Below are 15365 nucleotides of genomic sequence, written 5' to 3'. Positions count from 1 at the left end.
ATCGCCAGGGTTTATTCACATTATAAAAACTACTTCTGACTTTCGCAATGCAAAATCAGTAAGTTCAGTTCTCGTAAGGCGACTGAGAACTTCGCAAATTCATGGGTTTGAGAAACCTTAAAATCCGCTAGCATGTGATACCATCTTTCGAGCAAAGACTTATTTTGTTCAATCCACTGATTAATCACACTATCTGCATCACAAGTATCACTACAAGTCCGTAATACTGCAGAGCTTAAAGCACGTTGCTGCCAATCAAGTTCTTCTCTGAATGCCGCACGGGCAAGTGCTTGCCAATGGTTAGCAACAGGTTGGGCACTGATTTGTTCTAAGAACCAATGTAACTCAACTTTAGCACCGAGTTTGAAGTAAGTTTCTGATACCAGTTCAACTGACTTATTCTCAATTTGAGCAATTTGTGCAATGTCTAACGCAGAGAATAATGTACTCATTTTCACCGCAACTTCTGCGACGGCTTGAGGAACATTTTCGTTGGTCAGCGCATTAATCTCGGCAGACATAACGTTCACTTCAGCCGCTATCATATATTGATCGACATTGGCTTTAAGCTGTTCAAACACGGGCTTAAAGAACGCAACGGTTTGATCAATATTATGAGCGCGATTACGATGACGGATAAACCAACGACACGCACGGCGCATATTACGACGTAACTGATGTAACATTTCACCCTGCACTACTGCAGGTATTACGCCATTCAAATCACTAATTGAAGCGGTTAACTCGTCAAGGCCAAAGATTTCTCGAGCCATAGTATAACAAATTGCCGCTTCAGCAACTGTTGCACCGGTCTCATCTTGCATACGTTGTACAAAATTAAAGCCCATGTCATTAACCAATTCATTGGCTAAAGATGTTGCAATAATTTCACCTCGTAGAGGATGCGCGGTCATTTTGTCAGCGTATTTAGCTTGTAATTTTTTAGGGAAATAAGCGACGAGCAACTTACTTAAAAAAGCATCTTCAGTGATTTCAGGGGTCACTAATTGCTCTTTAAGTACCATCTTAGCGTACGCGACTAATACCGATATTTCAGGACGAGTTAGCGCTCGGCCATTGGCTAAACGTTCAGCTAAATCGTCATCTGTTGGTAAAAATTCAAGTGCACGATCAAGTTTGCCATCTTTTTCAAGATACTGAATAAAACGAATTTGTTCTTTCAACTGCGACACACCATCGACTTGTGTCACTGAAATAGTACGGGTTTGACTTTTACAATCTTGGATCACAATCTCGCTGACTTCGTCGGTCATGTCTTGAAGTAAACGGTTACGCTGTTTAACGGTTAACTCACCTTCTGCCACTAAGGTGTTTAAGAAAATCTTAATGTTAACTTCGTTATCGGAACAATCTACACCGCCAACGTTATCCACAAAGTCAGTGTTCATGCGGCCACCATTAGCGCAATATTCAATACGGCCTAATTGAGTGCAACCTAAGTTACCGCCTTCACCAATGATTTTGGCACGAACTTCTTTACCATTAACCCGTAAAGTATCATTAGCACGGTCGCCGACTTCAGAATGCGATTCTTTGCTCGATTTAACATAGGTACCGATCCCCCCGTTCCAAATCAAATCTACTGGCATTTTCAGTAGTTCTTTCATTAGTTCACTTGGGGTCATGGCGTCTTTGTCAGTGTCTAACATTCGCTTGATTTCTGGCGTCAATTTAATTGACTTGGCAGCACGTAGGAATATCCCACCGCCTTTAGATATCAGTTTCGCGTTGTAGTCTTCCCAGCTTGAGCGAGGTAACACAAACAAACGCTGACGCTCAGCATAGCTTTCTGCAATCTTTGGCGTAGGGTCAATAAAGATGTGCATATGGTTAAATGCAGCAACCAATTGAGTTTGTTCCGATAACAACATGCCGTTACCAAATACGTCACCCGCCATATCACCAATGGCGACACAGCTAAAGGGTGTAGTTTGACAATCTACGCCTATCTCACGGAAATGACGCTTCACTGATTCCCATGCACCACGAGCAGTAATACCCATTTTCTTGTGGTCATAACCGTTACTGCCACCAGAGGCAAACGCATCACCTAACCAGAAGTCATATTCAATCGCAATCTCGTTAGCAATATCGGAGAAGGTCGCGGTGCCTTTGTCGGCTGCAACAACTAAATAAGCATCATCTTCGTCATGGCGAACAACATCGACTGGCGGAACCACTTCACCGTTTTTAATGTTGTCAGAAATATCTAACAACGCACGGATAAAGATGCGGTAACATTGTTGCCCTTCAGTGAAGAATGCCTCACGGCCCCCCTCGGTTGGCAGTTGCTTACAGACAAAGCCACCTTTTGCACCAACAGGGACAATTACGGTGTTTTTCACTTGTTGTGCTTTTACTAAACCGAGTACTTCGGTACGGAAATCTTCACGACGATCTGACCAACGCAAACCACCACGGGCCACTTTACCTCCGCGCAAATGCACACCTTCAACACGAGGTGAATACACGAAAATCTCAAACTTAGGTAACGGCTTAGGCATTTCCGGGATCAAGATTGGCGAAAACTTAAACGAAAGGTAATCTTTTGCTAGGCCATTTGCAGCCGTTTGGTAGAAGTTAGTACGCATTGTGGCGTTAATTAAATCTAAATAACGACGAATAATGCGGTCATCATCCAAGCTTGAAACATCATCAAGTTGTAGGTTCACTTGTTCAAGGAACTTGCTTAACGTCCGGGTTTTTAACTTAGGATTAAACTTACGGATGAACATCTTCACCAATAAGTCCGCTAGTTTAGGATAACGGCTGAAAGTTTCTTCAATGTAAGACTGACTAAATGTCGCATCAATTTGACGCATATATTTAGCATAAGCACGTAAAATAGACACTTCACGACCGCTTAAACCGGTTGACAGTACGATACGATTAAAACCGTCATCTTCCAGTTTCTTTTGCCAAACTTGCAACAATGCCGTTTGGAAACGGTCTTGGCTGTCGGCTAGGTTTTCTGTTGCCGCGCCCTGCACTGTCATTAAGAAGTCTAAAATCCAGAATGTCGCACCGTCATTGGTTTTGACTTCATACGGGCGTTCGTTAATCACCCGTAAGCCAAAGTTTTCAAGCATTGGCAATACATCGGACAAGTGAATAGGTTCGTCTTTATGGAACAGTTTTAAACGAACTTTATTGTTGTTTAACGCCGACTCTTGTGGTTGATAGAACAACATGCCTAACTTGTGATCGTCATCCAATGCTTCTAAATGTTGCATATCGACAACAGCAGAGCTAGGTAATACATCATCTTTATAGCTAGGTGGGAACGTATTTAAATAACGTTTGGTTAAGCCAGTACCGGCTTGTTCCCCAACAGTATTATTTAACGCTGTGTGCAATTTATCATCCCACGAGCGAGCAGCTTCAATAAGATTTTTTTCAATGGCAATCACATCAACATCCATATTGTTATTATCAACTTTGATAATATAGTGAGTTCGAGCCAAGGTTGACTCTGAGAAATAGGTTGTGAACTCAACATCTTCATTACTCTGGAAATGCTGTGCCAGAATGCGTTGAGTATCTTGACGTAATTTAGTGTTGTAACGATCTTTGGACACATACACTAAACACGATAAGAAACGACCATAACCGTCTTTACGCACGAACAGCTTTAATTTATCGCGGTCTTGCATTTCAAGCACGCCATAAGCAATGTCCGATAACTCATCATCTTTCGCTTGAATTAACTCATCGCGAGGTAAGTTCTCAAGGATGTTCATTAACGCTTTGTAATCATGTGAGCGTGGTGCTAGCCCTGAACGGGCCAAGATCCGCTGAACCTTTTCGCGCAGTAATGGGATCTCACGAGGACTCCGGTTATAAAGATTGGAAGCATATAAACCAATGAAGCGATCTTCACCAATGACATTGCCTTTGTTATCGAAGCGTTTAACACCGACATAGTCAACATAAGCCGGACGATGCACACGGCTTTTAGCAGAACTTTTGGTGAGAACGAGTAAGCTTTCATCTAATGCCTCTTTACGAGCAGAATCAGATAAACTTGAGAGTAATAAACCACGCTCACTGTGTGAGGTTTTTGAACGGTTCATTAGTCCTAAGCTAGATTCAATATTAGGAACAAGCTCAACATCGCCTTCAACGCGTTTTAAATCATAATAACGGTAGCCAAGCAAAGTAAAATGGTGGTTGTTCAAATAGTTCAAGAAATCAATCGACTCTTGAAGTTCAGCTTTCTCACCAGGAAACGGACGTGAAGGTAATTGCTTAATAGTCTCGGTTAATGTAGCAGACATTAATTGCCAATCATTGACCGATGCAGTGACATCAGCAAGTACTGTTTGTATTTCTTTTTCGATGGCCTTAATGTCAGCATCACTATTTTGCTTGTCAATTTCGACCAAGAATACCGCCACATTATTGCTACCATCTGTCGCGTCATTCACAAATGACACATCTGTCACCTTGTTATTACCACGCACGACCGCTAATGGCGTATGCAACATCACATGAGCTGTGATGCCCATTCGATTTAACGCCATTGAGAGCGAGTCAACCAAGAAAGGCATATCAAGTTGGATAACCTCAATAATGCTATGAGTTGACTGCCAACCATGTTTGGCTTGGCTAGGATTAAATACACGAATGTGTGTTTTGTCCTGTGCCGTTTTATTCAGTGCATTCCAAAGGCTCACTACGGCACCATACAAATCACTGTCATTACGGGCATTGAGATCGTCTTTTGACATTTGGGCATAGAGGCAGTTAGCAAATTGCTCAACTTGTTTGGCTTGAGAATGAGGGATTTTTGTGTAAATTAAATTGACTACATTTTCCAGTAGTACTGAAGGCATTGCATCTTTCAAGGCCATGGTGCAGATTCCTTAAGCGTCTATGGCAGCGCTCTTATAATTATATGGATGTTTCGGCTTGTTGATTCTGTCGGTCCGAGTCATTTTGTGTATATCACGTCAATAACCGTTTTGTTTAACAAAAGAAACTCATATCTGAGATCTTGTGCAAAGTTTATTACTAAATTGCTGCTATATCGAGGAAAATTTTAGTGGTACATCCTCTATAAATTTAGTAGACAGCATAGATTAGTGTTTAAAATGACATTTAAGTCGTTTGCATAGCGTAACTATGCAAAATAAAAAAGGGAGCTAAGCTCCCTTTTTTATTTAATCATATGTTTTAGCTACTTTTTTCGCCAAAACATAGCTGAAAGTGCTGGTAGAATAATAATTGCTCCTAACATATTCACTAAAAACATAAATGTAAGCAAAATTCCCATATCCATTTGGAACTTAAGGTCTGAGAAGAACCAAGTACTCACTCCAATGGCTAACGTCAAGCCGGTAAAGATAACCGCACTGCCGCGCTCAACTAATGCTTCAAAATACGCTTGTTGCACCGGCATGCCATTACTGAGTTTATTGGACATCGTCGACAAGATATAAATACCGTAATCGACACCAATACCTACACCCAGTGCAATAACGGGTAAGGTACTGACCGCTAGACCAATATCAAGCATTGTCATTAACGCTTGCGCTAATGTCGATACCACATAAAGCGGGATAATCACCGCAATAGTCGCTTTGAGTGATTTAAAGCTAATTAAGCACAATACAAACACGGCACCGTAAACATATAACATCATGGGTAGCTGAGCTTCGCTCACGGCTTCATTTGTGGCCGCCATGACACCTACTGGACCTGATGCCAGCTTAAATTGTAGTGTGTCAGAGTTAAGCTGTGCGGCAACGGCCTTGACTTTATTAACCACAACCTCAATGGTTTCAGCTTTGTGATCGGTTAAGAACAAGTACACTGGCATCACTGAACAATTACCATTGAGCAAACCTGACGTTGTTGGCACTTGGCCAACAGCCTGCACTAAACTCGCGGTGGTACGAGGTAAAATTTCCCAACGCGGATTACCTTCGTTAAACCCAGCATTCACTTTTTTCGCAATCGACGCCAAACTCGCCGTTGACTCAACCCCAGGTGTATTAGCTACCATCCACTCAAATTGATCAATTTGACTTAACACGGAATGATACGTACAAGCCTCAGGTTTGGCTTCTACAATCACTGACATTACATCGGTTGTAATCGAAAAGTGTTTGGTAATAAAGAAGGTATCTTGGTTATAACGTGAATCTTGATGCAGTGCAGGTGCCCCACCCTGTAAATCACCAATTTTCATTTTTGAAGCTTGCTGAAAACCAACCACATAGAGTATGGCTGTCAAAATCAATACCACTACAGCATATTTAGGGGTAGCAAACTTAGACAGTCCACGCCACATTTTTTCGATTTTTTGACGTTTCTGTGGCTTATCTTGTTTAACCGGTAATTCAAAATATGAAATCACCAAAGGTAACAAAATAAGGTTGGTTAAAATAATGACTGCTACGCCTAATGATGCAGAAATTGCCAACTCTCGAATAATACCGATATCAATGGCTAGTAAGGTTAAAAAGCCGACCGTATCTGATAATAGCGCAACCCCACCGGGCACTAATAAACTGCGAAAAGCCGATGCAGACGCCGCTTTCGTTGTTTGGCCATCAAGCACACGACGACGTACAGCATTGATCATCTGCACCCCATGGCTGACACCAATGGCAAACACTAAAAATGGCACTAAAATCGACATGGGGTCTAAGCCAAATCCGACCACAGTTAAGAGTCCTAATTGCCAAAATACCGCAACCAAACTACACATTAATGGCAATATGGTTAGCATTATCGATTTTGAGAATAAGTACACCATCACAGCGGTAATGGCAATGGCTATCAAAAAGAACAGCAGAACGCCTTTGGCGCCTTCTGCAACATCCCCTGCCATTTTTGCAAAACCGATGATATGAATCTTAATTTTATCGTTTTCAAACTTGCCACGAAGCTCTTGTTCTAACTGATTAGCAAACGCAATAGTATCAATGGCTTTACCTGTTTGCGGGTCAAACTCCATTAACTGTGCAGATACCATGGCAGAGGTATAATCATTGCCAATGAGTCGGCCAACAATACCGGCTTTTTCGATATTATTACGCACAACGTTAAGACTGTACTCGTCATTACGAAAGTCCGCCGGGATAACCGGACCGCCAGCAAAGCCATCTTCAACGACTTCGGTAAACCGAGTTGAAGGTGAAAAGAGAGACTTAACCTGAGAACGTTCTACGCCCGGAATAAAAAATAATTGATCGTGTACATTTTTCAGTGCATCAAAAAATTCCGGATTGAATATATTGCCACTAGTGTCTTCAACCGCAACCATAATGCTGTTGGCACCACCAAAATCTTTCTGGTGTTTAGTATACGTTTTCATGTAAGTGTGATTGAGAGGGATATTTTTACTAAAAGCCGCATCCATTTTTAATTGGCTGGCTTGATACCCTAAAAAAATAGTAATAAAAATAAACGAAATTATGACCCATTTCCGATTACGGAATAAATGAGATTCAAATCCATTGACCAGTTTTTCTAACATCTTTTCGGCCCTATTATTGTTGTTTTAATTGTCCAATCTAACCCAAGAGTTAGTCAAGCTGGAACAGTCCCTTAGAACCGGCAAACCATAACTGGCCTTTACTGTCTTTGGCAATTGCGACAATATTTTCACCTTGACGTCTGGTAACAATGGTTGCTTTACCATCATCGACAGACAACACAATCCCAGCATTTCCGACTAGGTAAAGGTCATTACTAGGTGTAATAAGTGCGCTATTGATTGATGATTGGACAGGTAAATCCACTTGTTGCCATTCTGATAGACTTAAATCCGACCTAAATACATGACCACGAAGCCCCATTACATAGACATCTTCCCCAACCGAAATGGCATTAAACATTGAGCCATCATAGTCAAAATTGGTTTTTGAGAATGTGTGACCATTATCATCCGATACCGCTACCATGCCCTGCTCACCGACAAGCAACAAGCGATTATCTTGCAAACGAATTAAACGGTTAAAATGAGGTAATAAAAACGATCGCTGAGATAAGTAATAGGCTTCATTTTCGGCTTTAAGGTCATTTAAATAGGATACGTCTTCTTCAAAGAGCAATTCTTGGTGATACTCTTCCAGCCATGTTTTACCGCCATCTGAGGTGCGATAAAATAATCCATACGCACCAACTGCAATACCATCAACAGGGCTGTAGAAACGCACATCCATAAAGGGTTTTTCAATGTCAGCAGATTGCATCTGCACAGACCACGTTAATCCACCGTCTTGGGTGTGAATGATGGTTGCATCATGTCCGACGGCCCAACCTTGTTTCTCATCGAAGAAAAAAACTTTGGTTAACTGAGATAATACTGGAGTTGCAACTTGATGCCATTGATTATTCTCTAAGCGCAATACATTACCGCGTTGGCCTACCGCAACAAGTGTGTCGCCCGCATTGGCAATATCAAGTAATAAAGAGGATTGAGCTAAGGGTTGAATTTGAACAGAAAGAGGATCGAGTTGAGCATCTACTGAAGTAGTAAATAAACATGCACTAATCCCAATCGCCACTACACTGCGAAGCATGTTAAACGTCATACAAACTTCCTTTACAATTTATTATAGGGGCGTAAAACGCCCCTTTTTTTATTTATGGCTAATTAACGAATACCAGCACGTCTTAATGCGTCCGGGGTAAAGTTAGCTTCAGAAAGTGATGCATCAAAATTGTACATACGACCTTCATTGTCTAAACCCATCGCTAAATAACGACGTGATTGAAGATCATGGAAGACTTCTAATGTACTCCACAGAGTAGGCACTTCATAATAATTGATACTATGAGCGACACCGACACGATAAAGTTCATCGCGGTTATCGTATATATCCGTTACAGATATTTGCCAAGAATCTTCGTCAATATAAAACACTCGGGTCTTATAGGTATGGCGCATTCCTTCTTTTAATGTTGCTTTCACTTCCCATACGCGATGCTTTTCATAACGTGCATATTCAGGATTAATATGACCAGGTTTTAAAATTTGGTCGTATTTCAATGCATCTGAATGTAAACGATAATCATTATATGGAATGTAAAGTTCTTTTTTGCCGACTAACTCCCAGTTATATCGCATTGGAGAACCGTTAAACATATCGAAATCATCGGTTGTTCTCAATCCATCGGACACAGTACCTGGCGTATCAAAAGCGACGTTAGGCGCTTTACGAACGCGACGCTGTCCAGTGTTATAGGTCCAAGCTTGGCGTGGTAACGCTTCTTGATCCATGGTTTCTTTTACCAACAACGCAGTACCGGCTAAACGCGCTGGCTGAGTGACCACCTGCTTAAAGTAGAACAAAGTATTCGTTTCTTTAAGTTTGTCTAGGGTCACTTCAGGGCGAGAATATTCAAAGCGAATTGCCTCAGCAGTTTCTACCAATGTATAAGAACCATTAGACATTGGCGCTGCTTGGCTTCGATACGTTTCTACATCAACACCGCGAAAACGTAGAATATGATTCCAAATGACTTCTAGACCGTTAGCAGGGATAGGAAAAGGAACACCGATAGTCGCGCCAGTAATACCGTTGCCTTGAGACACTAACTCAGCTCTGGCAGCGTTGACTTTGGTCGCATCTGAGACATATTGAGGTACTGCAGCAGTACGACGGCTCTCATACACATTCATTTTGTAAGTATCTGGATATACTTCAAATAATTCTTTCTGCCCAGGAGATAAAAACTCAGCATATTGCGCTTTATTTGCATTAGTAATTGTAAATAACGCTTTGTCACTCGGGAAAGGATCTGGATGATGCATGCCCTTAGTGTACCCAGCAATAGGCTTACTAATACCACCACTCCAAGCAGGAATTGAACCATCAGCATTAGCCGCTTTTTCAGCACCCAAGGGCGTTAATGATGTACCCAATTTGTCTGCATCAGCTTGTGATACTTTCGCCAGCGCAGCAGGTGCACTCAGTGCTATCATCACTGCTGCCGATAATATCGTCAGTTTCTTCATTATAATTATCCTTTTAAATCGAATACTTGACGTTGAAAGAGATGTAATCTCGATCTGTCATGGCATTTGTTGTTCCTACCCCACCAAAGAAGCTGTTGTAAGAAATATCCGCACCCCAACGACTTTGATAATCAAAGTTCACTCCCAGAGCAACAGATTTTCTGCCTTCGGTGAATAAGAACATCGGATCCGGTGTAATACCATCAACATCATGAGAGAAGATAATTCTTGGGTACATGTTCACACCCGCAAAAAAATTGTTAAAGTCAGCTTTAGCCACTAAACGATAACCCCAAGCAAAATCAGTTGGGAATGGGTTGGTCTCTGGGCCATTATGCACAGCCGCAATAATGCCGGTCATTTCTGGATTACCACCAGAACGAGCCGTTCCTGGACCATTTAAACGTAATTCATCAAAATCAGGCATATCATGGACCCATACGCCGCCCACTTCCGCCAACATGGTCAAATTGTCTAAACCGAGTGTAGGACCAAACAAGTGAGTAAAGGTCATTTGCGCTTGAGTGGTATCAGTGAGAATGAAACCATCAACCGTTTCACCAGGATCAGGAACATCCAGTTGCGAAATACCATCAAGATCAGGGCGGAGTCCTGCGTTAGCTAATTGCTGAGGCATAGCAGCAAACAATAACTCTACGTCATCTATTTGCAATGGCTCATCAACACGATGGGAAATTTCACCGGCAACGGAAGTGTCACCCACTAAGGTGTTAAAGCTAAAACCATACAATTGGATATCTTCAGGATAGACAATTTGTGACTTAGTAAAGGTTTCCATGCTTAACAACAGCTCGCGGTCAATAACCCCACCACTTTGTGCTAAACGACCATAATCACGACCAATAGCTCCGGCAGTAAAATTAGAAGCTGTACCGCTAATAAGTGGACGACGGCTATGGTAGTTCATGTAATACAAACCAAATTCAGTTTCACCTAGTTCTGGCGAATAATAACCTAACTTAACCCCAAATTGGCCATCATCACTTGGATCTGCAGCATCTTTAACTAAAGCTGCTTTGGTTGAATACGACAACATATAAGCTGCATAAGCCGAATTAAATCCGCTCGCTGCCGCCGCGTCATATAGACGTGTGTATTCAGAAATCAGGAAATCTTGGTTGATGTCTGGGTTAGAGTTGAAACCCAATTGCGCATTTTGGTTATAGCCGCCAAAACCAGCGAAATCATTGGTTGCAAAGTTTGAACCAGGTGTAGGGACCCAAATTGGTTGCCAGTCATATTGATAAAATGCTTCAAGGTTTAAGTTCTCACTTAGCCCTAACGATGCCCAAACCATACCTTGCGGACGGAAAGCTTCTTTAAGCTCTGCACCAGGTGCATTGAGGATGTTTAAATCTACAGCATTAATTTCAGCGATACCGTGAGAAATAAGGGTACTTTCACCCCAAGAAACCACTTGGTTACCCACGCGAACACTTAATGGATTTGCGCCGTCGTTTAAATTCCAGTTACCGTAAACAAATGCATCTAATAAGCGAATGTCTTTACATTGCACTTCTGATGCTTTGTTGTCTTCACAAGGATCAAATTCTTTGCCCGTTAATGGATCATTAAAATCATAATCACCGTCATTTAGCTTACGGTCATAAAAATACATACCGCGTAAAAAGACGCCGTAGTTTTCATATTTTAAAGACAGCTCATGAAGACCTTTGACGATCTCAGAAGTGGTATCACCTTGTGCATACAGTAAATTACTTAAATCATTGTTGCTTGAATAAGAACCTGGCTGCTCCCAAATCTCCGCTGAGGTATATTTGGTTGAACCAAATGCACCACCAAATGCAGAGTAACCTGACCAATCAAATTGTGGTTGATTCACCTTACCGATTTGGTCATTCCAATCACGGTCTGATACACGCCAGCTGGCGCCGACAGTCCAAGTTGAATCAAAAGTGCCCCGAACATCACCCCAATCAAATGAAACCGCTGAAGCAGAAGTACTCATCCCCAAACATAATGCCGACACCACCCCCAAAGCGAGAGTCGACCTGTTAAATCTTTTTTTAACAATATTCATTTTAGTTCATCTCCGTAACCTGTTGGATTAGTTGTTATAGGAATTTAACCAACATCTTGTTAGCCCACAGGCAACACTATTGTTACAGCATTTAACTATATTGAGCAAGGTCAAAAAAAAGAAAATGTTTAAGAAAATTAACGCTGTGTGACCAAATATGATCAAATAAAACAGGCCTATATTTGAATTATCAACGACGATAAAATTACAATCATTCCACAATTAATGAAAAAAGTTTATTTTCATAGACTTATAAGTATTCAAGGACGGCTACTTAACACATAACTAATGAATCAAACGTTTGAAGTAAATACTCTATAATTTAGTAATTGATTTAAAATTCCCTTCAGGACTCAGGACTAATTTAAACTGTCCGTGGATGCCTTGAAGGGTTAAATAAGGTCTAAAATACTTACCATTTATGTGCAAAACACGACCTTGGTGGTCCCTTACCTGCACTTTTTCTGCAAGTCCTTGGTAATAAGGTAGAAATGCTTCATAACTCACGTTGAGAGAAAACAAAAAATCCATAATTTACTCCATAAAAAAGGAGAGCAAGCTCTCCTTTTTTCGATTTCAGGCCACGCGATTATTCACCCTAAATAAGCGTGAATGTCGACCATTATTCTACTAGCGATTTAGTCACTTTTTCATACAAATCTGTCGATAAATCTGGCAGTGATTTTAATTCGACTAAACACTGTTTCATTAATTGTTGGCGCTGTTGATCAAACTTTGCAAACTGAATTAATGGCGTGATCATTCGTGATGCGACTTGTGGGTTTGTTTTATTCAATTTCACTAAAATTTTGGTTAAATAGCGATACCCTTCACCATCGGCACGATGGAATTGATAGGTATTGGCAGCCACAAAAGCGCCAATTAATGAACGAATACGGTTTGGATTTGAAAAACTAAAACTCGGATGTTTGGTCAGCGTTTTAATTTGTTCTATCACCTCATCACTATTGACTAAAGCTTGCAGAGTAAGCCATTTATCCATTACTAATGGGGTTGATTGCCACGTAGACTCAAAGTCGCTGAGTAACATAGGTAAACAGGTTAATTTTGCCGTAGCTGCCGCTTTCAAAGCACCTAAGCTGTCAGTCATGTTACTAGCGGAATAGTATTGTTTTTCAACTAATGATTCATGAGTATCTGTCACTTGGCATAGTAATGATAAGGCAATATTTTTAAATGCCCGCGCACCGGCATTATCAACAAGCAATAGCTCTCGATAACGAACCAATAACTCATCTTCACAAGCTGATGCGAGCTCTTCAATAACAAACTCTCTGGCTTTAGCCAATGCATCTAAATCAACATTATCCACCTGCTCTATTAATGCTGAGGCCGAAGGAATAGAGAGAATTTCAGCCACTAAGGCTTGATCTATATTGGCGTCTAAAATGACACCTCTGAATGCTTCAATAACACGATTATCAACCATCATGACTTGCTGCTTTTGCAACTGAGCAACGTTGTTCCATATGGTTTGACTGATTAATTGTACTGATGCTTCCCAGCGAGCCACTTCGCTAGAGGCATAACGCATAAGGTGAACAAGATGGTCAATGCTAAAGTCGTAAACCAGCTTAACGGGTGCCGAAAAGTCTTGTAGTAAAGAGGCTACAGGCGCATTGTCCAGTCCATCAAACACAAATGTTTGGCTGGCTTTAGTCACATCAAGCACTTTATTGACAATTGATTGCCCTGCACTGTCCAATAATTCAACACTGAACGGTATATGAAGTGTTTGCCCCTTAACGCCTTGTGACATTACTTGCTGAGAAACGGTTAAGTGATACTCACCCTTGTCTGCATTAAAACTGTCTTTAACTGTCACCACAGGCGTGCCGGCTTGGCTATACCAACGACGGAATAAGCTTAAATCTTTACCGCTGGCGTCTTGCATAGCATTAACAAAGTCATCACAGGTTACCGCTTGGCCATCATGACGTTCAAAATAGCATTTCATCCCTGCTTGGAAACCTTCCTCACCTAAAATGGTGTGCATCATACGGATCACTTCAGCCCCTTTGTCGTAAACCGTCACAGTATAGAAATTATTCATTTCAATCACGCTTTCAGGACGAATAGGATGAGACATAGGACCGGCATCTTCGGCAAACTGTTGGTTTTTCATCACTCGGATAGCATGAATTCGATTTACGGCGCGAGAACCCACATCGGAACTAAATTCTTGATCGCGAAAAACCGTTAAGCCTTCTTTTAAACTTAACTGAAACCAATCACGACACGTCACTCGGTTACCGGTCCAGTTATGAAAATACTCATGGGCAACAACAGACTCAATACCATGATAATCGTCATCTGTAGCACTGGCTTTATCCGCCAGAACGAACTTGGTATTAAAGACATTCAAACCTTTATTTTCCATGGCGCCCATATTGAAAAAATCAACGGCAACAATCATATAAATATCAAGGTCGTACTCAAGACCAAAACGGGTTTCATCCCATTTCATCGCTTTTTTCAATGACGCCATTGCGTGGTTAGCTTTATGTAGATTACCTTTATCTACAAATACTTGCAGTTTAACCTCACGTCCAGACAGCGTGATAAAGGTATCATTGAGTAAATCAAAATCTCCTGCCACGAGGGCAAATAAGTAACTTGGTTTTGGAAATGGATCATGCCATTGTACAAAATGACGACCCGAACGTGGCATCTCGCCTTTATCAATTAAATTACCGTTACTTAACAAAAAAGGACATGCTTGTTTATCGGCTTCAATGCGCACGGTATAAATAGCCAGAACATCGGGTCTGTCTAAGAAATAGGTGATCCGGCGAAATCCTTCAGCTTCACATTGGGTGCAATAAGCACCATCTGACATGTAAAGACCTTCAAGACTAGAGTTAGTCTCAGGATCGAGTAAAGTGATGACCTCTAATTCAAATTCTGTCTGTTCTGTGGTGATCGTCAACTGGCTATCATGTTGACGATAATTTGCCGCCACACCGTTAATCTTCACCGAACTAAGTGAAAGTTGTTCACCATCAAGCACTAAATCATGTTGATGATCGCCATTACGGATCACTTTGCTGACAGCAGTGGCTTTAGTGTTTTTACCATCGAGAATAACGTTCAAATCAATATGGGAAATGGTAAAGGCAGGCTTTGCATAATCTTTTAGGTGTTTTTCTTGAGCTTGATTCATACAGGATCCTTGTCGAACAGTACTGAAGCCAGTTTGATGATATTGGGGTGTAAACTTAAAAAATTGGCATCATTATTAATTATTGTGATTAATAAAAAACGCGCCTTAAGCGCGTTTTTTAACAG

The 15365-nt window shown here is 41.2% G+C and carries 7 protein-coding genes; all 7 read right to left on the bottom strand.

Features of this window, described 5'->3' with window-relative positions; translation table 11 throughout:
• Positions 1–29: 29 nt before the first annotated feature.
• The 7 genes from EGC80_RS14880 to pepN all read right to left on the bottom strand — a co-directional run bounded on the left by EGC80_RS14880 (position 30) and on the right by pepN (position 15240).
• Entirely contained in the window at positions 30–4874 is a 4845-nt protein-coding gene (locus EGC80_RS14880) for an NAD-glutamate dehydrogenase (protein ID WP_124013027.1), read from the bottom strand.
• 326 nt (positions 4875–5200) lie between these two features.
• Positions 5201–7507 (bottom strand): efflux RND transporter permease subunit, encoded by a 2307-nt coding sequence (locus EGC80_RS14875; RefSeq protein ID WP_124013026.1) that lies wholly within the window; start codon positions 7505–7507, stop codon positions 5201–5203.
• 49 nt (positions 7508–7556) lie between these two features.
• Positions 7557–8567 carry a WD40/YVTN/BNR-like repeat-containing protein gene (locus EGC80_RS14870; protein ID WP_124013025.1) on the bottom strand — a complete coding sequence of 337 codons (1011 nt, stop codon included), beginning with the start codon at positions 8565–8567 and terminating at the stop codon, positions 7557–7559.
• 62 nt (positions 8568–8629) lie between these two features.
• The gene (locus EGC80_RS14865; RefSeq protein WP_124013024.1) at positions 8630–9994 is read right to left on the bottom strand and encodes a DUF1329 domain-containing protein; all 1365 of its coding nucleotides are present in this window, start codon (positions 9992–9994) and stop codon (positions 8630–8632) included.
• Between the two features lie 13 nt (positions 9995–10007).
• On the bottom strand, positions 10008–12056 hold the full coding sequence (locus tag EGC80_RS14860) for a DUF1302 domain-containing protein (RefSeq protein WP_124013023.1): 2049 nt from the start codon (positions 12054–12056) through the stop codon (positions 10008–10010).
• Between the two features lie 315 nt (positions 12057–12371).
• Complete coding sequence (locus tag EGC80_RS14855) at positions 12372–12587, bottom strand: DUF2835 domain-containing protein (RefSeq protein ID WP_164839474.1); 216 nt, start codon at positions 12585–12587, stop codon at positions 12372–12374.
• Between the two features lie 91 nt (positions 12588–12678).
• Positions 12679–15240 (bottom strand): aminopeptidase N, encoded by a 2562-nt coding sequence (gene pepN / locus EGC80_RS14850; protein WP_124013021.1) that lies wholly within the window; start codon positions 15238–15240, stop codon positions 12679–12681.
• Positions 15241–15365 lie beyond the last annotated feature (125 nt).

It is taken from the genome of Shewanella psychromarinicola (assembly GCF_003855155.1).
GTDB classification, from domain to species: domain Bacteria; phylum Pseudomonadota; class Gammaproteobacteria; order Enterobacterales; family Shewanellaceae; genus Shewanella; species Shewanella psychromarinicola.
The sequence above is the reverse complement of the archived record's forward strand: the minus strand, read 5'-3'. Positions and strand labels throughout refer to the sequence as shown.

Coding starts and splice junctions, on each gene's coding strand:
- EGC80_RS14855 (WP_164839474.1), bottom strand. CDS start 12,587: ATGGATTTTTTGTTTTCTCTCAACGTGAGTTATGAAGCATTTCTACCT.
- EGC80_RS14870 (WP_124013025.1), bottom strand. CDS start 8,567: ATGACGTTTAACATGCTTCGCAGTGTAGTGGCGATTGGGATTAGTGCA.
- pepN (WP_124013021.1), bottom strand. CDS start 15,240: ATGAATCAAGCTCAAGAAAAACACCTAAAAGATTATGCAAAGCCTGCC.
- EGC80_RS14860 (WP_124013023.1), bottom strand. CDS start 12,056: ATGAATATTGTTAAAAAAAGATTTAACAGGTCGACTCTCGCTTTGGGG.
- EGC80_RS14880 (WP_124013027.1), bottom strand. CDS start 4,874: ATGGCCTTGAAAGATGCAATGCCTTCAGTACTACTGGAAAATGTAGTC.
- EGC80_RS14875 (WP_124013026.1), bottom strand. CDS start 7,507: ATGTTAGAAAAACTGGTCAATGGATTTGAATCTCATTTATTCCGTAAT.
- EGC80_RS14865 (WP_124013024.1), bottom strand. CDS start 9,994: ATGAAGAAACTGACGATATTATCGGCAGCAGTGATGATAGCACTGAGT.